Genomic DNA, 19,549 nt, shown 5'->3' with positions numbered 1-19,549 from the left:
CAAGGCTTGCGGGTCTGGCGTGGCCTTTTGCAGGCCCCGACAAGCTGTTACTGTTAGCGCCCCGAAAGCCCAAGCCGTATGGATCGTGATACGTCCCATCCTGTTAGCCATCAGCCTGGGCTTGAGCTCCAACGCCAGCGCCGCCATCAGCGAAAGCCATGGCTATGCCCAGTTTGGCGTCCTCAAGTACCCGGCCAGTTTCACCCATTTCGACTGGGTCAACCCCGAGGCGCCGAAAGCCGGCACCTTGCGGATGATGGCATTCGGCACTTTCGACACGCTCAATCCCTACACCCTCAAGGGCAGCAGCCCGGTTTCGACCGGTAATTTCCTGCAGTACGGCGTCAATGAGCTGAACGAGCCATTGATGGTCGGCACCGGCCCTTATGACCCGTCAGGCGACGAAGCCACCTCAAGCTACGGCTTGATTGCGCGCAGCGTCGAGTACAGCGAGGACCGCAGCTGGGTGGTCTACAACCTGCGCCCTGAAGCCCGCTTTCACGATGGCAAACCGATTACGGCCTATGACGTGGCGTTTTCCTGGCGCACGCTGCTCAAGGAGGGTCATCCGCAATACCGCACCGCGTTGCAAGAAGTGCAACGGGTCGACATCCTCAATCGCCATCGCATCCGCTTTGTGTTCAAGCGTGTCGGCAATCCGCTGCTGATCATGCGTCTTGGCGAGATGCCGGTCTTGCCGCAGCACTACTGGAAAGACCGCGACTTCAAGGCCACCACCTTCGAGCCGCCGCTGGGCAGCGGGCCGTACCGCATCACGCGGGTGCAGCCGGGCCGGCAATTGATCTTCGAACGGGTCAAGGATTACTGGGGCAAGGACTTGCCGGTCAATCGCGGCAAATACAATTTCGACCGGGTCGAAGTCGAGTTCTACCGCGACAGCGAGGTGGCGTTCGAGGCCTTCAAGGCCGGTGAATTCGACATTTATATCGAGCACCAGGCCAAGAACTGGAGCAATGGCTATCATTTTGCCGCCGTGAACAACGGCCAGGTGATCAAGGCAGCGATCCCGCACAAGATCCCGACCCAGACCCAGGGCCTGTTTCTCAATACCCGCCGCGCGACCTTCAGCGACAGTCGGGTACGTGAAGCGCTGGGCATGCTGTTCAATTTCGAATGGACCAACCGGGCATTGTTCAGCGATGCCTACCAGCGCTCGACCAGCTATTACCCCAACAGCGAATTTGCCGCCAGCGGGCTGCCGACCGGGCGTGAATGGCTGATGCTGGCGCCGTACCGCGACCGCTTGCCAGCCAGCCTGTTTACCCAGCCGTTCGAGCTGGCGCGCACCGACGGTGGTGGCATCCCTCGCGAAACGCTGCGCAAGGCGCTGGGATTGTTGAGTGATGCCGGCTGGCACTTTTCCGGGCAACGCCTGGTCAATGATCAGCAACAGCCGCTGCGCTTCGAGATTCTATTGGTCAACCCGAACCTGGAGCGCATTCTGCAGCCGTACGTGCAAGACCTGCGCCGCGTCGGTATCGATGCCGGACTGCGCACCGTGGACCGCGCCCAGTACAAGCAGCGCCTGGACCGTTTCGAGTTCGACATGATTCTTTTGACCTTGCCACAAACCCTGAGCCCGGGCCTTGAGCAGTGGCAGTACTTTCACTCCAGCCAGGCCGCGATCAACGGCAGCAAGAATTACGCCGGCATCAATAACCCGGTGGTCGACGGCCTGCTCAATCAATTGCTGGCAGCGCAAAACCGTGAAGACCAGGTGGCCGCTACCCGCGCCCTGGACCGGGTATTGCTGAGCCAGCACTACATGATTCCCAACTGGTACCTCAACAGTCATCGTCTGGCCTGGCGTGATCGCTTTGCCAGAGTCACCACCCCGCCCTACACCCTGGGCCTGCGGGCATGGTGGCTCAAGCCTCTGGAGAACACCCGATGAATCCGATCCGTTTGCTGCTCGCGCAGGCAGGCGGCCTGTTGCTGGCCACCCTGGCCTGCACGGCCCTTGCCGCGCCCCAGCATGCTGTAACGCTGTACGACGAAGCGCCCAAATACCCGGCGAACTTCAAGCATTTCGACTATGTGAACCCCGATGCGCCCAAGGGCGGCACCTTGCGCCAGGCCGGCTTTGGCAGCTTCGACAGCCTTAATCCGTTCATCAACAAGGGCACGCCGGCCGAAGACCTCGGCGGCCTGATCTATGACACGCTGGCCCGTTCGAGCCTTGATGAACCGCTGACCGAATACGGCCTGATCGCCGGCAAGATCGAAAAAGCCCCGGACAACACCTGGGTGCGCTTCTACTTGCGGCCTGAAGCCCGTTTTCATGATGGCCATCCGATCCGCGCCGAGGACGTAGCGTTCACCTTCAACACCCTGATCAAGGACGGCGCCCCGATGTATCGCGCCTATTACGCCGGCATCGACCAGGTGGTGGTCGAAGACCCGCTGCGCGTGCTGTTCAAATTCAAGGACAGCCACAGCCGCGAACTGCCGCTGATCATCGGCCAGTTGCCGGTGCTGCCCAAGCATTTCTGGGCCACGCGCGATTTCAACAAGGGCAATCTGGAGTTTCCGCTGGGCAGCGGCCCGTACAAGGTTGCCGAGGTCAAGGCCGGCCGCTCGGTGCGTTACGAGCGGGTCAAGGACTATTGGGCCAAGGACCTGCCGGTCAACCGTGGCCAGTACAATTTCGACGTGATGAACTACGACTATTATCGCGACAGCGACGTGGCCCTTGAGGCGCTCAAGGCCGGGCAATACGACTATCGCGAAGAAAACACGGCCAAGAACTGGGCCTCGGCCTACGACATCCCGGCCGTGCGTGACGGCCGGCTGATCAAGGAAGAACTGCCCAACGGCAACCCGCAGGGCATGCAGGGCTTCATCTTCAACCTGCGTCGCCCGGTGTTCCAGGACCCCAAAGTGCGCGAGGCGTTGACCCTGCTGTTCGATTTCGAATGGACCAACAAGCAGTTGTTCAACGGTTCCTACACCCGCACCAAAAGCTATTTCGACAATTCCGAGATGGCCGCCAGCGGCCTGCCCTCGGCCGAAGAACTCAAATTGCTCGAACCGTTGCGCGGCAAGGTCCCAGACCGGGTGTTCAGCGAACCGTTCGCCCTGCCCACCAACGATGGCAGCGGCATGATCCGCCCACAACTGCGCCGGGCCTATCAGTTGTTGCAAGAGGCCGGCTGGCGGATCAAGGACGACCGCATGACCGATGCCCAGGGCAACCCGGTCAAGCTGGAGTTTCTGATGGCCCAGACCGCTTTCGAGCGGGTCATGCTGCCTTACAAGCGCAACCTTCAGGACCTGGGCATTGAGCTGGTGATCCGTCGCGTCGATGTGGCCGAGTACATGAACCGCCTGCGCTCACGCGACTTCGACCTGATCGTCAGCAGTTTTCCGCAGTCGTCCTCGCCGGGCAACGAGCAACGCGAGTTCTTTCACTCGATCAGCGCCGACCGTACCGGCAGCCGCAACTTCATGGGTTTGAAGGACCCGGCGGTCGACTCGCTGGTCGACGGGCTGATCAATGCCGACTCCCGCGAAAGCCTGATCGCTCATACACGCGCACTCGACCGGGTACTGCTGTGGGGCTTCTACATGGTGCCCAACTGGCACATCAAGAGCTGGCGGATCGTGTATTGGGATCACCTGGCGCACCCCAAAGCCAAGGCGCTGTCGGATATCGGCCTGAGCAGTTGGTGGGCCAAGCCGGACGTACAGCCGGCGCCACCCGCCGCACCGCCGCCCGATAGCGACGCCAATAACGAGGAGCGCTGAGATGCTGGCTTATATTTTTCGGCGCCTGCTGCTGATCATTCCGACCCTGCTGGGCATTCTGATCATCAACTTCGTCATCGTCCAGGCCGCACCCGGCGGCCCGGTCGAACAGATGATCGCCAAGCTCGAAGGCTTCGACGGCGCCACCAGCCGCATCGCCGGCGGCGGTTCGGAAGTGTCGGTGGCCGGCTCCAATTACCGTGGCGCGCAAGGCCTGGACCCTGCGCTGGTCGAAGAGATCCAGCGCCTGTACGGCTTCGACAAGCCGGCGCCGGAACGCCTGTGGATCATGATCAAGAACTACGCACAGCTCGATTTCGGCACCAGCTTCTTTCGCGATGCCAAAGTCACCGACCTGATCATCGAGAAGATGCCGGTGTCGATCTCGCTGGGGCTGTGGAGCACGCTGATCATGTACCTGGTGTCGATTCCGCTGGGCATCGCCAAGGCCACCCGCCACGGCAGCCAGTTCGATGTCTGGACCAGTTCGGCGATCATCGTCGGCTATGCGATACCGGCGTTTCTGTTCGCCATCCTGTTGATCGTGGTGTTCGCCGGTGGCAGTTACCTGGACTGGTTCCCGTTGCGCGGCCTGACCTCGAACAACTTCGACGAACTGAGCACCACCGGCAAGGTGCTGGACTACTTCTGGCACCTGGTGCTGCCGATCACCGCGCTGGTGATCGGTAACTTTGCGACCCTGACCCTGCTGACCAAGAACAGCTTCCTCGATGAAATCAGCAAGCAGTACGTGGTCACCGCCAAGGCCAAGGGCCTGAGCAATAACCGCGTGCTGTATGGCCACGTGTTCCGTAACGCGATGCTGCTGGTGATCGCCGGCTTTCCGTCGGCGTTCATCGGCATCTTCTTTACCGGCTCGTTGCTGGTGGAGGTGATCTTCTCGCTCGACGGTCTGGGCCTGATGAGTTTCGAGTCCGCCATCAACCGCGATTACCCGGTGGTATTCGGCACCCTGTTCATCTTCACCCTGCTGGGGCTGGTGGTGAAACTGATCGGCGACCTGACCTACACCCTGGTCGACCCGCGTATCGACTTCGAAAGCAGGGAGCATTGATATGCCGCTGTCTCCTCTCAATCGCCGCCGCTTCGAGCGTTTCAAGGCCAACAAGCGTGGCTGGTGGTCGCTGTGGCTGTTCATGGCGCTGTTCATCCTCAGCCTGGGCGCCGAACTGATCGCCAACGACAAGCCGCTGGCGGTGCGCTACGACGGGCAATGGTATTTCCCGGTGCTGGAGCGCTACCCGGAAACCACCTTCGGCGGCGAATTCCCGCTGGAAGCCAACTACAAGAGCCCCTACATCCAGGACTTGCTGGCGGCCAAGGACGGCTGGACGCTGTGGGCGCCGATTCCGTTCAGCTACCAGAGCATCAACTACGACCTGAAAGTCCCGGCGCCAGCCCCGCCGTCGAGCGATAACCTGCTGGGCACCGACGATCAGGGCCGTGATGTGCTGGCGCGGGTGATCTATGGCTTCCGGATTTCAGTGTTGTTCGCCCTGACCCTGACCCTGATCAGCTCGGTCATCGGCGTCATAGCCGGCGCCGTGCAAGGCTTTTATGGCGGCTGGGTCGATCTGGTCGGCCAGCGCTTTCTAGAGATCTGGTCAGGCCTGCCGGTGTTGTACCTGCTGATCATCCTGGCCAGCTTCGTGCAGCCCAACTTCTGGTGGCTGCTGGGCATCATGCTGCTGTTTTCGTGGATGAGCCTGGTCGATGTGGTGCGCGCCGAGTTTCTGCGTGGCCGCAACCTGGAATACGTGCGCGCCGCCCGCGCCTTGGGCATGCGCAACGGCGAGATCATGTTCCGGCACATTCTGCCCAACGCGATGATCTCGACCATGACTTTCATGCCGTTCATCCTCACCGGCGCCATCGGCACCCTGACCGCGCTGGACTTTCTCGGCTTCGGTCTGCCGGCAGGTTCGCCGTCGCTGGGCGAACTGGTCGCGCAGGGCAAGGCCAACCTGCAAGCGCCATGGCTGGGCATCAGTGCCTTTGCCGTACTGGCGGTGATGCTCAGCCTGCTGGTATTTATCGGTGAATCGGCCCGCGATGCCTTCGACCCAAGGAAATGACATGACTCAGGACACTCTGATCGAAATCCGCGATCTGGCGGTCGAGTTCGTCACCGGCGATACCCGTCAACGGGCGGTCGAGGGCATCAGCTTCGATATCCGCCGCGGTGAAACCCTGGCACTGGTCGGCGAAAGCGGCTCGGGCAAGTCGGTTACCGCCCACTCGATCCTGCGCCTGCTGCCCTACCCCATCGCCAGCCACCCTTCGGGCAGCATCCGCTATGCCGGCGAAGACCTGCTGAAGCTTGACGAGAAACACCTGCGCCGGCTGCGCGGTAACCGCATCGCGATGATCTTCCAGGAGCCGATGACCTCGCTCAACCCGCTGCACTCAGTGGAAAAGCAGATCAACGAAGTGCTGGCGCTGCACAAGGGCCTGACCGGCAAGGCCGCCACCGAGCGCACGCTGGAGCTGCTGGAACTGGTCGGCATCCCGGAGCCGCACAAGCGACTCAAGGCGCTGCCCCATGAGTTGTCCGGCGGCCAGCGTCAGCGGGTGATGATCGCCATGGCCCTGGCCAACGAGCCGGAGCTGTTGATCGCCGACGAGCCGACTACCGCGCTGGATGTCACGGTGCAGCTGAAAATCCTCGAGTTGCTCAAGGAGTTGCAGGGCCGCCTGGGCATGGCGCTGTTGCTGATCAGCCACGACTTGAACGTTGTGCGGCAAATAGCCCATCGGGTATGTGTCATGCAGCGCGGTTCCATCGTCGAACAGGCATCGTGCGAAGAACTGTTCCGCTCGCCTCAACATCCGTACACCCAAACGCTGCTCAATGCCGAGCCCAGCGGCGGGCCTGTCGACACCGTGCCGGGCAAGCCGCTGATTGAAGTCGACGACTTGCGCGTCTGGTTTCCGATCAAAAAGGGCCTGTTCAAGCGCACCGTCGACCATATAAAGGCCGTGGACGGTGTCAGCTTCAGCCTGCCTCAGGGTCAGACACTGGGGATTGTCGGGGAAAGCGGATCAGGGAAATCCACATTGGGCCTGGCGATTTTGCGTTTGTTGTCCAGTGATGGTGCCATACGCTTTCAGGGGCAGCCCTTGCAGGATTTGTCGCAACAGCAGGTTCGCCCGCTGCGCCGGCAGATGCAGGTGGTGTTTCAGGACCCGTTCGGCAGCCTGAGCCCGCGCATGTCGGTGAGCGAGATCGTTGGCGAAGGCCTGCGCATTCATGGCATGGGCACCGCGGCCGAGCAGGAACAGGCGATTATCGAGGCACTGATGGAGGTTGGGCTGGACCCGCAAACCCGGCACCGTTACCCTCACGAGTTTTCTGGCGGGCAGCGGCAACGCATCGCCATTGCCCGGGCACTGGTGCTGAAGCCGGCGCTGATTCTGCTGGACGAGCCCACTTCGGCGCTCGACCGGACCGTGCAGCGCCAGGTGGTCGAGCTGCTACGCTCGCTGCAAGAAAAGTACAACCTGACGTATCTGTTCATCAGCCATGACCTGGCTGTCGTCAAGGCGCTGAGCCACCAGTTGATGGTGGTCAAGCAAGGTAAAGTGGTCGAACAAGGTGCAGCCGAGGCTGTTTTCGCCGCACCGCAACATCCTTACACACAGCAGCTACTGGAAGCCGCCTTCATGGCACCGGTAGCTGTCGATTAACCTGAAGAGGAACAACACATGGGTTTTCTCGCCGGTAAGCGCGTCCTGATCGTCGGTGTCGCCAGTAAACTGTCCATCGCATCCGGCATCGCTGCCGCCATGCATCGTGAAGGTGCAGAGCTTGCTTTCACCTACCAGAACGAAAAACTCAAAGGCCGCGTCGAAGAGTTCGCCGCAGGCTGGGGTTCCAATCCTGAGCTGTGCTTCCCTTGCGATGTGGCCAGCGATGAAGAGATCGCCAAGGTCTTCGAAGAACTGAGCAAGAAGTGGGATGGCCTGGATGTCATCGTTCACTCGGTCGGCTACGCGCCGGGCGACCAGCTCGATGGCGACTTCACCAGCGCCACCACCCGTGACGGCTTCCGCATTGCCCACGACATCAGCGCCTACAGCTTCATCGCCCTGGCCAAAGCCGGCCGCGAACTGATGAAAGGCCGCAATGGCAGCCTGCTGACCCTGTCGTACCTGGGCGCCGAGCGCACCATGCCCAACTACAACGTGATGGGCATGGCCAAGGCCAGCCTGGAAGCCGGTGTACGTTACCTGGCCGGCAGCCTGGGCGCCGAAGGCACCCGCGTCAACGCCGTCTCGGCAGGTCCTATCCGCACCCTGGCGGCCTCGGGCATCAAGAACTTCCGCAAGATGCTGGCTGCCAACGAAGCGCAAACCCCGCTGCGTCGCAACGTCACCATCGACGAAGTCGGCAACGCTGCCGCCTTCCTGTGCTCGGACCTGGCCTCGGGCATCAGCGGTGAAATCATGTACGTCGACGGCGGCTTCAACACCACCGCGATGGGCAATATCGAAGAATAAGCGTTGCGCTTGTTCAGACGCCAAAAAGAAGGCCGCCCCTTGGGGCGGCCTTCTTTTTGGCTGCAAGCTGCAAGTTACAAGCTTCAAGCTTCAAGCTTCAAGCTTCAAGCTTCAAGCAAGCGGTCCTGCGTTACGCTACTTGCCGCTTATAGCTTGAAGCTTGTCGCTGCTCTTCAGTACTTCTCGATCTTGGCTTTGTGTTCCAGCTCGGCGCGGTAGGCCGCGAAATCCTGCTGGCCGGCACGTGAAGCCAGGAAACGACGGTACTGGGCCTTCTCTTCGTCACTGGCCACTGTGGCCTCGTTGACGCCCTTCAGGCGCACGATCACGTAGCTGCCATCGCGGGTGGTCAGGCTGGCGTATTCGGACTTGTCCGTACCTTCAGGCTTGGGCATGCGGAACAGGGTCTGCAGCACCGATGGCTCCACGCCTTCCTGACCACGGCTGACCGCTTCCAGGACTTTCCACTCGATACCGTCCTGACGGGCTGCCAGCGGGATCTTGCCATCACGCAGGCCGCTCAGCAGAGCCTCACCCTTGGCTTTGGCCGCAGCGCTGGCCTTGTCCTTGAGCAACTGGGCACGAATGGACGCGGTCACGTTTTCCAGTGGCAACTGCTGAGGTTGCAGGTGCTCTTTGGAGCGCACCACCAGCACGGTGTCCGGATCAAGCTCCAGCGCACTGCTGTTGGAGCCTTCTTCAAGCACTTCAGGGCTGAACGCTGCCTGGATCACCGCACGGTTGGCCGTCAGGCCTTCACCGCCTTCACGACCAAAAGGAGCGCTGGTCTGCACCTTAAGGCCCAGATCCTGGGCAGGTTGCACCAGATCGGACGACTCGAACGCCGAGTCCTGCAGCTGCTTGGTAGCCTCGACGAACTTCTGCTCGACCTGTTGGGATTTCAGGTCGCTGGTCAGTTTGTCTTTCAGGCTGGCCAGGGTCGGCACCGACGGTGCTTCGACGCCCAACAGCTTGATCAGATGCCAGCCGTAATCACTGCGTACCGGCTGCGAAACCTGGTCCTTGTTCAACGCATACAGCGCGTCTTCGAAGGCCGGGTCATAAACACCCTTGCCGGCATAGCCCAGATCACCACCCTTGTTGGACGAGCCCGGATCCTGCGAGAACTCCTTGGCCAGGGTCGCAAAATCCTCACCCTTGGCCAGGCGTTGCTGCACTTCTTCAATCTTGGCCTTGGCTTGCTGGTCGTCGAGCTTGCCACCCACTTCGATGAGGATGTGCGCCGCACGACGCTGCTCGCTCAGGTTGGCAATCTCTTTCTGATAGGCCGCTTGCAGGTCTTCGTCCTTGACCTGCACCTTGTCGAAGAAAGACGACTTCTTCAGCTCGATGTAGTCCAGCACCACCTGCTCGGGGCTCATGAACTCTTTGGCGTGCTCGTCGTAGTGCGCCTTGACCTCACCGTCAGTGACCGAGACTGCAGCAGTGTTGGCAGGCACGGTCAGGGTCGCGGAGTCGCGGGTCTGTTTCTCGAGACGGGCGAACGCATCGACCTGCGCGTCAGTGACGAAGGCACTGCCGGCCACACCGGCACGCGCCTGGGCAATCAGCATTTCCTGAGTCAGCATCTGACGGAACTGCAAACGGCTATAACCGAGCTGGCGAATGACCTGATCGAAACGATCGGCACTGAATTTGCCGTCGACCTGGAATTCAGGTGTCAGCAGCAGTTGCTGGTCAACCGCCGCTTCAGAGAAGGCGAACTTGTCATCGGCAGCCGCTTGCAGCAGCAGCTTGCGGTCGATCAGGCCCTTGAGCGCCGACTCACGCAGCAGCTTGTCATCCAGCAGCGCAGGATCGAAATTCGGGCCCAATTGTTGAGCCAGTTGCTGGGCGAGTTGACGGCGTTGCATGTCGACAGCCTGGCCCAGTTCGTTCTGGGTCACTTCTTCGCCGTTCACCTGAGCAGCGTTCTGCTTGCTGCTGTTAGAGGTGAACAGCGCCTCAATGCCCGTCAGAGCCATCAGTGCAACGATGATCCCGATGATGGTCTTGGCAATCCAGCCTTGTGAATTGTCCCTGATGTTTTGCAGCATGCGTCCCCCAGAACGGTTGAACTCACGAACCAACCGCGGAGCGTGGGTAGAAAGCGGATAGAAGAAAGGCGCATCCGAGGATGCGCCTTCTCGTAAATCGCGAAGCAGAGGGTCTCGAACCCTTCGCAAGCGGTCCGCGAACAATCGCGGACCCGCGCGCGTCAAGCCATGAAGAAGCTTAGTTGACGGCTTCTTTCAGCGCTTTGCCAGCTTTGAAAACCGGCTTCTTGGCAGCCGGAATTTCCAGAGTCTTGCCAGTTTGCGGGTTGCGGCCTACACGAGCAGGACGGTCGGTTACGGAGAACGTACCAAAGCCAACCAGTACAACAGAGTCGCCAGCCTTCAGAGCGCCAGTGACGGATTCGATCACAGCGTCCAGCGCACGGCCGGCAGCAGCTTTCGGGATATCAGCAGATGCAGCGATAGCATCAATCAGTTCCGACTTGTTCACGCTAAGTCCCCTTATCTCTTTATGGAGTATGTTTCTAAGTTTTTGGTTTAAGCAAAACGTGCGCTGAATGGACCACAAGCATGACTTGAAAGAGGCGCTTTATAACAAGCGCCCCAAAAAGCTGTCAAGAAAGGCCATTCAGACTTAATGCGTGCTAATTCTTTCCTTAGAGTCAGACTCGCGCTTTTCGTCCTTTGCCACTCTCTCGGGAGCCACATCCGGCAAGGGCTCAGGCGCGTATTGCAGCGCAATTTGCAGGACTTCGTCAATCCATTTAACAGGCTTGATCTGCAGGTCTTGCTTGATATTGTCAGGAATTTCTTTCAAATCCCGTACGTTTTCTTCGGGAATGATCACTGTCTTGATTCCGCCCCGATGCGCGGCCAGCAATTTTTCCTTCAGACCACCAATGGCCAGCACCTGACCACGCAGGGTAATTTCACCGGTCATTGCCACATCGGCACGTACCGGAATCTGCGTCAGTGCTGACACCAGTGCGGTGCACATGCCCACACCGGCGCTTGGACCGTCTTTTGGCGTCGCGCCTTCAGGCATGTGGATATGCGTGTCGTGCTTCTCATGGAAGTCCGACGGAATACCCAGGCTCCTGGCGCGGCTGCGCACGACTGTCTGCGCGGCGGTGATCGACTCGACCATCACATCGCCCAGAGAACCGGTCTTGATCAGCTGACCCTTGCCCGGCACCACGACCGACTCGATGGTCAGCAACTCGCCGCCCACTTGAGTCCAGGCAAGGCCTGTGACCTGACCGATCTGGTCCTGCTGCTCGGCCAGGCCGTAGCGGAACTTGCGCACGCCCAGATAGTGCTCAAGGCTCTCGGCGGTGACATGAATTGAAAACTTTTTCTCCTGCGTATGCTCTTTGACCACCTTGCGGCAGACCTTGGCAATCTGGCGTTCCAGGCCACGCACACCCGCTTCACGCGTGTAGTAACGAATGATGTCGCGGATCGCCTTGTCTTCGAAGTCCAGTTCGGTCTTTTTCAGACCATTGGCCTGAATCTGCTTGGGCGACAGGTACTTGACGGCAATGTTGATCTTCTCGTCTTCGGTGTAGCCCGGCAGACGGATGACTTCCATGCGGTCGAGCAGCGCCGGCGGGATATTCATCGAGTTGGAGGTGCACAGGAACATCACATCCGACAGGTCGTAATCGACCTCCAGATAGTGGTCGTTGAAGCTGTGGTTCTGCTCGGGATCGAGTACCTCAAGCAGGGCCGAGGCCGGGTCGCCACGCATGTCGCTGCCCATCTTGTCGATTTCATCGAGCAGGAACAGCGGGTTGCGAACACCCACCTTGGTCATCTTTTGAATCAATCTTCCTGGCATCGAACCGATGTAGGTGCGGCGGTGACCACGGATTTCCGCTTCGTCACGCACGCCACCCAGGGCCATACGCACAAACTTGCGGTTGGTTGCGCTGGCAATCGACTCGGCCAGCGAGGTCTTGCCGACACCCGGTGGGCCGACCAGGCACAGGACCGGGCCACGAATCTTTTTCACCCGTTTCTGTACGGCGAGGTACTCAAGGATGCGTTCCTTGACCTCTTCCAGACCATAGTGGTCCGCATCGAGGATCTCTTCAGCGCGGGCCAGGTCCAGACGCACCTTGCTCTGCGCCTTCCACGGCACCTGCACCAGCCAGTCGATGTACGAGCGCACCACGGTGGCCTCGGCCGACATCGGCGACATCTGCTTGAGCTTGTTCAGCTCGGCGGTCGCCTTGGTCAAGGCGTCCTTGGGCAGACCGGCGGCATCGATGCGCTTTTTCAGCTCTTCGATTTCGTTGTGGCCTTCGTCGCCGTCGCCCAGTTCTTTCTGAATGGCCTTCATCTGCTCATTCAGGTAGTACTCGCGCTGGCTGCGCTCCATCTGCTTCTTGACCCGGCCACGAATGCGTTTCTCGACCTGCAACAGGTCGATTTCGGCATCCAGCAGGGCCAATACATGCTCGACCCGGCTGGACAGGTCGATAATTTCGAGGATTTCCTGCTTCTGCTCGATCTTCAGCGCCATGTGCGCCGCCATGGTATCGACCAGGCGACCCGGCTCTTCGATGCTGTTGAGCGACGAGAGCACTTCGGCAGGTACCTTTTTGCCGAGCTGGACGTACTGCTCGAACTGAGCCAGCAGGCTGCGCACGAACACTTCGGATTCACGATCAGGCGCGTCGACTTCGTCGATCAGCGACACTTCTGCGCGGCAATGGCCGTCAACTTCGATAAAACGCTCTACATAGCCACGCTGCTCACCCTCGACCAGCACCTTGACGGTACCGTCGGGCAGCTTGAGCAATTGCAAGACAGTGGCAATGGTGCCGACGCCATACAGGGCTTCTTCGCCAGGATCGTCGTCAGCCGGGTTTCTCTGCGCGAGCAGCAGAATCTGTTTATCACCCGTCATCGCAGCCTCGAGGGCTTCGATAGACTTCTCGCGCCCCACGAACAGCGGGATAACCATGTGCGGATAAACCACAACATCACGCAATGGCAAAAGAGGCAATTCGATGGTGGTTTTCATGATTTCGCCTCTACAGCGGCCAATTGGCCGTGGACAGATGGAATGAGCTTGGAACCAAGATGGGGGCAGTATCCGAAAAAAACAAGCTTTAGTGTCTTGCTCCGGTAATAGTTGTGATCTTGTTTCCCATCCCTTGCACGGCTTGCCAGGCAGCGATTTGCATCGCCATCCTTACAAGCGCCTCAATCAGGCTGTATCAGACTTTCAGAGACGCAAAAGGGGACCCGAAGGCCCCCTCTTTCAACGGTCACACCCAGGCAGCAGGACGCAGGTCACGCGTCAGGTACAGCCTTTGCGGTGGGCTCGTTGTTTTCGTAGATCAGCAGCGGCTTGGACGTACCTTCGATAACGCTCTCGTCGATCACCACTTTGCTCACGTCGTTTTGCGACGGGATTTCATACATGGTGTCGAGCAGCACGCCTTCAAGGATCGAACGCAGGCCACGGGCGCCGGTCTTGCGCTCCAGCGCGCGACGGGCAACGGCCTTGAGTGCGTCGGCACGGAACTCCAGATCGACCCCTTCCATCTCGAACAACTTGCCGTATTGCTTGGTCAGCGCGTTCTTCGGTTCGGTCAGGATCTGCATCAGTGCCGCTTCGTCCAGCTCATCCAGCGTGGCCAGAACCGGCAGACGCCCGACGAACTCGGGAATCAGACCGAACTTGACCAGATCGTCCGGCTCGACTTCACGCAGCGACTCACCGACTTTCTTGCCTTCTTCCTTGCTGCGCACTTCAGCGTTGAAGCCGATGCCGCCGCGGGTCGAACGGTTCTGGATAACTTTTTCCAGGCCCGAGAAGGCACCGCCACAAATGAACAGGATGTTGCGCGTGTCCACTTGCAGGAATTCCTGCTGCGGGTGCTTGCGGCCGCCTTGAGGCGGTACGGAAGCCACGGTGCCTTCGATCAGCTTCAGCAGAGCCTGCTGAACGCCTTCGCCGGACACGTCCCGGGTGATGGACGGGTTGTCGGATTTGCGCGAAATCTTGTCGATTTCGTCGATGTAGACAATACCCATCTGGGCCTTCTCTACGTCGTAATCACATTTCTGCAACAGCTTCTGAATAATGTTTTCCACGTCCTCGCCCACATAACCGGCTTCGGTCAGGGTGGTGGCGTCGGCAATGGTGAACGGTACGTTGAGCAGGCGCGCCAGTGTTTCGGCGAGCAGGGTCTTGCCCGAGCCGGTAGGCCCGATCAGGAGAATGTTGCTCTTGCCCAGTTCAACGTCGTCATTTTTCTTGTCACGCTGATTCAGACGCTTGTAGTGGTTGTACACCGCTACTGCGAGAACCTTTTTGGCTCGCTCCTGACCGATGACGTACTGGTCAAGGATGCCGCTGATTTCTTTAGGCGAAGGCAATTTATGCGCGCTGCTTTCGGCCTGTGCCTCCTGCACCTCCTCGCGGATGATGTCGTTGCACAGGTCGACGCACTCGTCGCAGATAAAGACCGAGGGGCCGGCAATCAATTTGCGCACTTCATGCTGGCTTTTGCCACAGAAGGAGCAATAGAGCAATTTGCCGTTGTCCTCGCCGTTGCGGGTGTCAGTCATTCGATCGATCCAATCCGTTAGGCTTGCAACACAAGATGAAGGCTATTGCGGGCTTTTTCAAGTCCACAGGCGGTCAGTTACGCAGACCGCCTATATCCCGGTTGCTCAGGCAGGCATTTCACGCTTGGTGATGACCGAGTCGATCAGGCCATATTCAGCAGCGCGATCCGCACTCATGAAGTTGTCGCGCTCGGTGTCACGCTCAATGGTTGCGAGGTCTTGACCGGTGTGTTCGGCCAGCAACGAGTTGAGGCGATGACGGATGTGCAGGATTTCACGGGCATGGATATCGATATCCGTAGCCTGGCCCTGGAAACCGCCCAGCGGCTGGTGAATCATCATCCGCGAATTCGGCAGGCAGTGACGCTTGCCCTTGGCGCCACCGGCGAGCAGGAAAGCGCCCATGCTGCAGGCCTGGCCGATGCAGATGGTGGAAACGTCTGGCTTGATGAACTGCATGGTGTCGTAGATCGACATGCCTGCAGTGACCGAGCCGCCAGGAGAGTTGATGTAGAGATGGATATCCTTGTCCGGGTTTTCCGCTTCAAGGAACAGGAGCTGCGCAGCGATCAGGTTGGCCATGTAGTCTTCTACCGGGCCGACCAGAAAGATTACGCGTTCCTTGAGAAGGCGCGAGTAAATGTCATACGCGCGTTCGCCACGGGCGGACTGCTCGATAACCATCGGGACCAGGCCGCCAGCGGCCTGGATGTCAGAGTTCTGCTGAAAATAAGAATTGCGGGACATGTCCTGCATTCACTCCCAAATAGTCGAGTCTTCAATACGCACAAGCCAGCGCGAAGGCTGGCTTGTGAGTGTTATCGAACGAAAGGAGAAAGTCAGTCGGCTTGTGGAGCTTGTACCGGCTTGACCGCTTCTTCGTAGGAGACCGAGGTGTCGGTCACGCTAGCTTTCTGCAAAACAGTATCCACAACTTGCTCTTCCAGCACAACAGAACGGACTTCGTTCAGTTGCTGCTCGTTCTTCAGGTACCAGGCCACGACCTGCTCTGGCTCCTGGTAGGCCGAAGCCATTTCCTGGATCAGTTCGCGAACGCGAGCTTCGTCAGGCTTCAGGTCGAACTGCTTGACCACTTCGGCAACGATCAGGCCCAGCTCGACGCGGCGCTTGGCCTGCTCTTCGAACAGCTCGGCCGGCAGTTGGTCAGGCTTGATGTTGCCACCGAACTGCTGAACAGCCTGCACGCGCAGACGGTTGACTTCGTTTTCCAGCAGCGCCTTTGGCACCTCGATCGGGTTGGCAGCCAGCAGACCGTCCATGACCTGGTTCTTGACCTTGGTCTTGATGGCCTGGCGCAGTTCGCGGTCCATGTTCTTGCGAACTTCGGTGCGGAAACCTTCGATACCGGTTTCCTTGATACCGAACAGCTTGAAGAACTCTTCGTTCAGCTCAGGCAGTTTTGGCTCGGAAACGGTGTTGACGGTAACGGTGAACTCGGCAGCCTTGCCGGCCAGCTCCAGGTTCTGGTAGTCCTCGGGGAAGGTCACGTTCAGAACGCGCTCTTCACCGGCTTTAGCGCCGACCAGGCCATCTTCGAAGCCCGGGATCATGCGGCCAGAGCCCAGAACCAGCTGAGTGCCGGTCGCCGAACCGCCAGCGAATGCTTCACCGTCGACCTTGCCGACGAAATCGATGTTCACCTGATCGTCAGTCTGGGCAGCACGGTCGGTTTCTTCGAAACGGACGTTTTGCTTGCGCAGGATTTCCAGCATGTTGTCCAGATCGCTGTCGGCAACATCGGCAGACAGACGCTCTACATTGATCGACTCGAAGCCCGAAACGGTGAACTCGGGGAATACTTCGAAAGTGGCAACGTATTCCAGGTCCTTGCCCTTTTCGAAGGCTTTAGGCTCAACGGAAGGCGCGCCGGCCGGGTTCAGCTTCTGCTCAACCACAGCTTCGTAGAAAGTTGCCTGGATCAGTTCGCCCAGCGCTTCCTGACGGGCGCCATCCTCGTAGCGCTGACGGATCACGCTCATTGGCACCTTGCCTGGGCGGAAGCCCGGGATCTTGGCCTTGCGTGCAGTCTGTTGCAGACGCTTGCTGACTTCGGTCTCGATACGCTCGGCAGGTACGCCAATGGTCATGCGGCGCTCAAGAGCAGAAGTGTTTTCAACAGAAACTTGCATGGATATTCCTCGTTGCACAGACGGTAGCCGGCGTTTCCGACCCTAGAATCAAGGGCATGCATTCTAGTGGGTCAAACTCAAGAAGTCACCCTGCATCAAAGGGCCAAGTAAAGAGTCTGTGATCGGTCAGCCGACAAAAGGCCGAAGGCTTGCCGATAACGCCTCGGCGAGCCGTCTGGAACAGGCTTTGGCTCGAAGCTTCAATACAACGAGGGACGAATGATTTTGTATGAATTCAGCCACCCGCCTCGACCGGCGGCAATCCCTTGCCCAGGAAAACCGGGCACAAAAAAAAGCGCCAGACCGTCAAGTCTGGCGCCTTTCGAATATGGGGTGGACGATGGGGATCGAACCCACGACAACAGGAGTCACAATCCTGTGCTCTACCAACTGAGCTACGCCCACCATATTGCATGAAAAACCCGTCATCAGACGGGCCCTTCGAGGGTTTCACAGCAGCCTGTAAAGGCCGGTAAAACCCGAATTGGTGCGGAAGGAGAGACTCGAACTCTCACGTCTTGCGACGCTGGAACCTAAATCATGCTCCTTTAGCAGGACGCCAGTATAATCAACAGTTTACGCCGCCCGCAACCGGTAAAGCTGTCTCAGGAATGATATTGTTGTTCACGCTGTGCACCAGCGTGATTCACGATCCGTACACGCGCCTTCTTTTATACCCCTCCCCAGGCGTTCTGCCGAAACAAATCCCCATACCTGCATCACCCGGCTTTCACCCCGCGCTTCGGCGCCCGGCGGTACGCATTCCAGATCTTGATATCCTTCGGGTGCAACGGCTGCGGGCCGAATGTCACCAGCTCTTCGCATGCCCAGTAATACGCAGCGTCGAGCATCTCGTGCATCTCCGCGAGTTCGAGTGGCGGGATGTCACCTTCGAATCGCCGAGCATAGCTGGCCAGCGACCAGCGATGAAACGCGGGGTCGCGCAGCCACTGGTCTTCGTTATTGAGCCAGTTGTTCCACCTTTCAAGATCTTTCATGTGTCGGCCAATACTGTATATGCAGACAGCATAATGCCGGCAGGCTCAGGGGCGGGCAACTGGCTGCCGATTAGCTGCCGACAGAGATGCGTATGTCGCCTCACACGCCAGTCCCGCTATTCTTGCCCGGTCATAAGCCTTTGCCAGTTCTCCCGCTCGCGCATCAGCCCGGCTGAGCAGTTCGGAGAGCACCAAGGCGGCGCGGCGGGCTGCCTCGCCTCGCTGGGCAACTCCGGTATCGCCGGTTGTGCAACTGGCTCGGCTGGCCAGGTCTTGGGCTGCGACGTGCAGCCGGTCACCAGCAGCATCAGCGCGATCACCGTCATCAATGGCCGCAGCCTGTTCCTTTCTCGCATCGTTCGCCACCTGGTTGATTGCCGTCTGCCGGCGCTGTTCTTCGGTTCGGGCGGCTGCCTGGGCCAACCCCCATGCCTGCTTGTCGCCGGCATCGCGATCGCTCCAGCGCACCCGCCACTCTGCCCGCTCGACGGATCGGCCGTGGTCGTATGCCAGGTAAAGGCCGCCAGCCAGCAGGCCAAGAGCCAGCGCGCCGCCGGCCAGCGGCAGCCAGAGCCGGCCGGTGCCGGTCAACGCCATCGGCATCACACCACCTCGTCCATTGCTCGGGCGTACAGCCCATCCCATGTCTGCCGGTGCGGCTTGCCTGGGCGCCAAGTGCGGATGTACAGATCCCATGCCTGCTGGACCTCGCCAACTGCCGGCAATGGCTTCGGATCGGTCCAGAGCAGCAGCCGGGCGAATGCGGCGGCCAGCACGTCGTCGTGCTCGAGCGCGGCATGCACGGCGTCGGCTGTCGGCGCAACGCCGCGCGCCTGGCATACGGACCGTGCCAGCGCTTTGGTGGTGGTGAATTCCAGCACGCCCCGGACGCCGCCGCCCTTCTCAAACTGCCAGAAGCCACGGGCCGGGCCATTGCCCATCTGCCGACGGTATTCAAAACGGCTTTCCTGCAGTCCGATGCTCAGCAGCATCTGTTCAGCACGGCTACCGGACATTTTCGCAGGCAGCAGATCGAGCGCCAAGGCAATTGCCGAGGCGCGGATTTGTTTCAGCATGGGTTTCTCCGGACACAAAAAAAACCGCTCAAGGCGGCTGGGGATGCTGGAATCTGTAGTCGTTACGCCTGCGCAGGCTCGGGAGCTGGCTCGACAGCCTGGGGCGCGGTCAGCCGCTCGATCTCTGCCAGTGCGACCTGCAGTTGCTCGCTGAACGATTCTTTTTGCTGGGCCAAGGCGCCGACCTGCTGGGTCAATTGCTCGATCTGGATCAGTTTGCCCGCCGTCAACTCACCCAGCAGCGCTGGCAGGCCTTGCTCAAGGTCAACCGGCACTGGTGGGTTCTGCTGCCCGCCTACGACTTGGCCGTTGTCATCGACAAACTCGCTGATGGTGTCGTAGTGCGCGCCGGCAACACCGGTGACACCTGGTGATACTTCCTTGAGGCGAATCAGGATCGTCTCGCCACGGGTTCGAACTTGAATGGCCAT

At 59.6% G+C, this 19,549-nt stretch carries 16 protein-coding genes and 2 tRNA genes; 6 read left to right on the top strand and 12 right to left on the bottom strand.

The genetic code is table 11. The annotated features are described in order from the left end of the window. The first annotated feature begins 85 nt into the window (after window positions 1–85). Genes ACYAS9_RS23050 through fabI form a run of 6 tightly spaced genes read left to right on the top strand, consistent with a single transcriptional unit; the run spans window position 86 to window position 8,289 of the window. Complete coding sequence (locus ACYAS9_RS23050; protein WP_463570621.1) at window positions 86–1,915, top strand: extracellular solute-binding protein; 1,830 nt, start codon at window positions 86–88, stop codon at window positions 1,913–1,915. Beyond that, on the top strand, window positions 1,912–3,768 hold the full coding sequence (locus ACYAS9_RS23045) for an extracellular solute-binding protein (protein ID WP_463570620.1): 1,857 nt from the start codon (window positions 1,912–1,914) through the stop codon (window positions 3,766–3,768). The genes ACYAS9_RS23050 and ACYAS9_RS23045 overlap by 4 nt, the downstream gene beginning before the upstream one ends. Window position 3,769: 1 nt before the next feature. Continuing rightward, window positions 3,770–4,843 carry a microcin C ABC transporter permease YejB gene (locus ACYAS9_RS23040; RefSeq protein ID WP_463570619.1) on the top strand — a complete coding sequence of 358 codons (1,074 nt, stop codon included), beginning with the start codon at window positions 3,770–3,772 and terminating at the stop codon, window positions 4,841–4,843. A gap of 1 nt (window position 4,844) precedes the next feature. Then, a complete protein-coding gene (locus ACYAS9_RS23035) occupies window positions 4,845–5,864 on the top strand; it encodes an ABC transporter permease (RefSeq protein ID WP_463570618.1) in 1,020 nt (339 codons plus the stop codon). A 1-nt stretch (window position 5,865) separates the two neighbouring features. Beyond that, window positions 5,866–7,476 carry an ABC transporter ATP-binding protein gene (locus ACYAS9_RS23030; protein WP_463570616.1) on the top strand — a complete coding sequence of 537 codons (1,611 nt, stop codon included), beginning with the start codon at window positions 5,866–5,868 and terminating at the stop codon, window positions 7,474–7,476. An 18-nt stretch (window positions 7,477–7,494) separates the two neighbouring features. Continuing rightward, window positions 7,495–8,289 (top strand): enoyl-ACP reductase FabI, encoded by a 795-nt coding sequence (gene fabI, locus ACYAS9_RS23025; protein WP_459748985.1) that lies wholly within the window; start codon window positions 7,495–7,497, stop codon window positions 8,287–8,289. A gap of 173 nt (window positions 8,290–8,462) precedes the next feature. Here the strand turns inward: fabI and ACYAS9_RS23020 are convergent, their stop codons facing one another. From ACYAS9_RS23020 to ACYAS9_RS22965, 12 genes are all read right to left on the bottom strand, one after another. Further along, entirely contained in the window at window positions 8,463–10,346 is a 1,884-nt protein-coding gene (locus tag ACYAS9_RS23020) for a SurA N-terminal domain-containing protein (RefSeq protein ID WP_463570614.1), read from the bottom strand. A 178-nt stretch (window positions 10,347–10,524) separates the two neighbouring features. Then, on the bottom strand, window positions 10,525–10,797 hold the full coding sequence (locus tag ACYAS9_RS23015; RefSeq protein WP_045489741.1) for an HU family DNA-binding protein: 273 nt from the start codon (window positions 10,795–10,797) through the stop codon (window positions 10,525–10,527). A 144-nt stretch (window positions 10,798–10,941) separates the two neighbouring features. Further along, the gene (gene lon / locus ACYAS9_RS23010) at window positions 10,942–13,338 is read right to left on the bottom strand and encodes an endopeptidase La (protein WP_463570612.1); all 2,397 of its coding nucleotides are present in this window, start codon (window positions 13,336–13,338) and stop codon (window positions 10,942–10,944) included. A gap of 272 nt (window positions 13,339–13,610) precedes the next feature. Further along, window positions 13,611–14,894 (bottom strand): ATP-dependent Clp protease ATP-binding subunit ClpX, encoded by a 1,284-nt coding sequence (clpX, locus tag ACYAS9_RS23005; protein ID WP_463570611.1) that lies wholly within the window; start codon window positions 14,892–14,894, stop codon window positions 13,611–13,613. Between the two features lie 105 nt (window positions 14,895–14,999). Then, window positions 15,000–15,641 carry an ATP-dependent Clp endopeptidase proteolytic subunit ClpP gene (clpP, locus tag ACYAS9_RS23000; RefSeq protein ID WP_459748989.1) on the bottom strand — a complete coding sequence of 214 codons (642 nt, stop codon included), beginning with the start codon at window positions 15,639–15,641 and terminating at the stop codon, window positions 15,000–15,002. Window positions 15,642–15,733: 92 nt separating this feature from the next. After that, complete coding sequence (gene tig / locus ACYAS9_RS22995) at window positions 15,734–17,044, bottom strand: trigger factor (RefSeq protein WP_463570609.1); 1,311 nt, start codon at window positions 17,042–17,044, stop codon at window positions 15,734–15,736. A gap of 329 nt (window positions 17,045–17,373) precedes the next feature. Next, a tRNA-His gene (locus ACYAS9_RS22990) sits at window positions 17,374–17,449 on the bottom strand. An 80-nt stretch (window positions 17,450–17,529) separates the two neighbouring features. Beyond that, window positions 17,530–17,633: transfer RNA gene (locus ACYAS9_RS22985), tRNA-OTHER, on the bottom strand. Between the two features lie 130 nt (window positions 17,634–17,763). Further along, a complete protein-coding gene (locus tag ACYAS9_RS22980; RefSeq protein WP_463570607.1) occupies window positions 17,764–18,042 on the bottom strand; it encodes a hypothetical protein in 279 nt (92 codons plus the stop codon). Window positions 18,043–18,087: 45 nt separating this feature from the next. Then, a complete protein-coding gene (locus ACYAS9_RS22975) occupies window positions 18,088–18,645 on the bottom strand; it encodes a DUF2514 domain-containing protein (RefSeq protein ID WP_463570606.1) in 558 nt (185 codons plus the stop codon). Further along, window positions 18,645–19,118 carry a hypothetical protein gene (locus ACYAS9_RS22970; RefSeq protein WP_463570604.1) on the bottom strand — a complete coding sequence of 158 codons (474 nt, stop codon included), beginning with the start codon at window positions 19,116–19,118 and terminating at the stop codon, window positions 18,645–18,647. The genes ACYAS9_RS22975 and ACYAS9_RS22970 overlap by 1 nt, the downstream gene beginning before the upstream one ends. Before the next feature lie 62 nt (window positions 19,119–19,180). Then, window positions 19,181–19,549: a hypothetical protein gene (locus ACYAS9_RS22965; RefSeq protein WP_463570603.1), complete on the bottom strand. Its 369-nt coding sequence runs from the start codon at window positions 19,547–19,549 to the stop codon at window positions 19,181–19,183.

The sequence above is a fragment of the Pseudomonas sp. HP_08 genome (assembly GCF_055284095.1).
This window is presented reverse-complemented; position numbering and strand designations above follow the sequence as displayed.

What these genes read in the sequence shown, in the direction of transcription:
- ACYAS9_RS23045 (WP_463570620.1), top strand. Translation starts at nt 1,912, where the DNA reads ATGAATCCGATCCGTTTGCTGCTCGCGCAGGCAGGCGGCCTGTTGCTG.
- ACYAS9_RS23035 (WP_463570618.1), top strand. Translation starts at nt 4,845, where the DNA reads ATGCCGCTGTCTCCTCTCAATCGCCGCCGCTTCGAGCGTTTCAAGGCC.
- ACYAS9_RS23020 (WP_463570614.1), bottom strand. Translation starts at nt 10,346, where the DNA reads ATGCTGCAAAACATCAGGGACAATTCACAAGGCTGGATTGCCAAGACC.
- ACYAS9_RS23040 (WP_463570619.1), top strand. Translation starts at nt 3,770, where the DNA reads ATGCTGGCTTATATTTTTCGGCGCCTGCTGCTGATCATTCCGACCCTG.
- fabI (WP_459748985.1), top strand. Translation starts at nt 7,495, where the DNA reads ATGGGTTTTCTCGCCGGTAAGCGCGTCCTGATCGTCGGTGTCGCCAGT.
- ACYAS9_RS22980 (WP_463570607.1), bottom strand. Translation starts at nt 18,042, where the DNA reads ATGAAAGATCTTGAAAGGTGGAACAACTGGCTCAATAACGAAGACCAG.
- lon (WP_463570612.1), bottom strand. Translation starts at nt 13,338, where the DNA reads ATGAAAACCACCATCGAATTGCCTCTTTTGCCATTGCGTGATGTTGTG.
- ACYAS9_RS23030 (WP_463570616.1), top strand. Translation starts at nt 5,866, where the DNA reads ATGACTCAGGACACTCTGATCGAAATCCGCGATCTGGCGGTCGAGTTC.
- ACYAS9_RS22965 (WP_463570603.1), bottom strand. Translation starts at nt 19,549, where the DNA reads ATGGCCATTCAAGTTCGAACCCGTGGCGAGACGATCCTGATTCGCCTC.
- clpP (WP_459748989.1), bottom strand. Translation starts at nt 15,641, where the DNA reads ATGTCCCGCAATTCTTATTTTCAGCAGAACTCTGACATCCAGGCCGCT.
- tig (WP_463570609.1), bottom strand. Translation starts at nt 17,044, where the DNA reads ATGCAAGTTTCTGTTGAAAACACTTCTGCTCTTGAGCGCCGCATGACC.
- clpX (WP_463570611.1), bottom strand. Translation starts at nt 14,894, where the DNA reads ATGACTGACACCCGCAACGGCGAGGACAACGGCAAATTGCTCTATTGC.
- ACYAS9_RS22970 (WP_463570604.1), bottom strand. Translation starts at nt 19,118, where the DNA reads ATGCTGAAACAAATCCGCGCCTCGGCAATTGCCTTGGCGCTCGATCTG.
- ACYAS9_RS22975 (WP_463570606.1), bottom strand. Translation starts at nt 18,645, where the DNA reads ATGCCGATGGCGTTGACCGGCACCGGCCGGCTCTGGCTGCCGCTGGCC.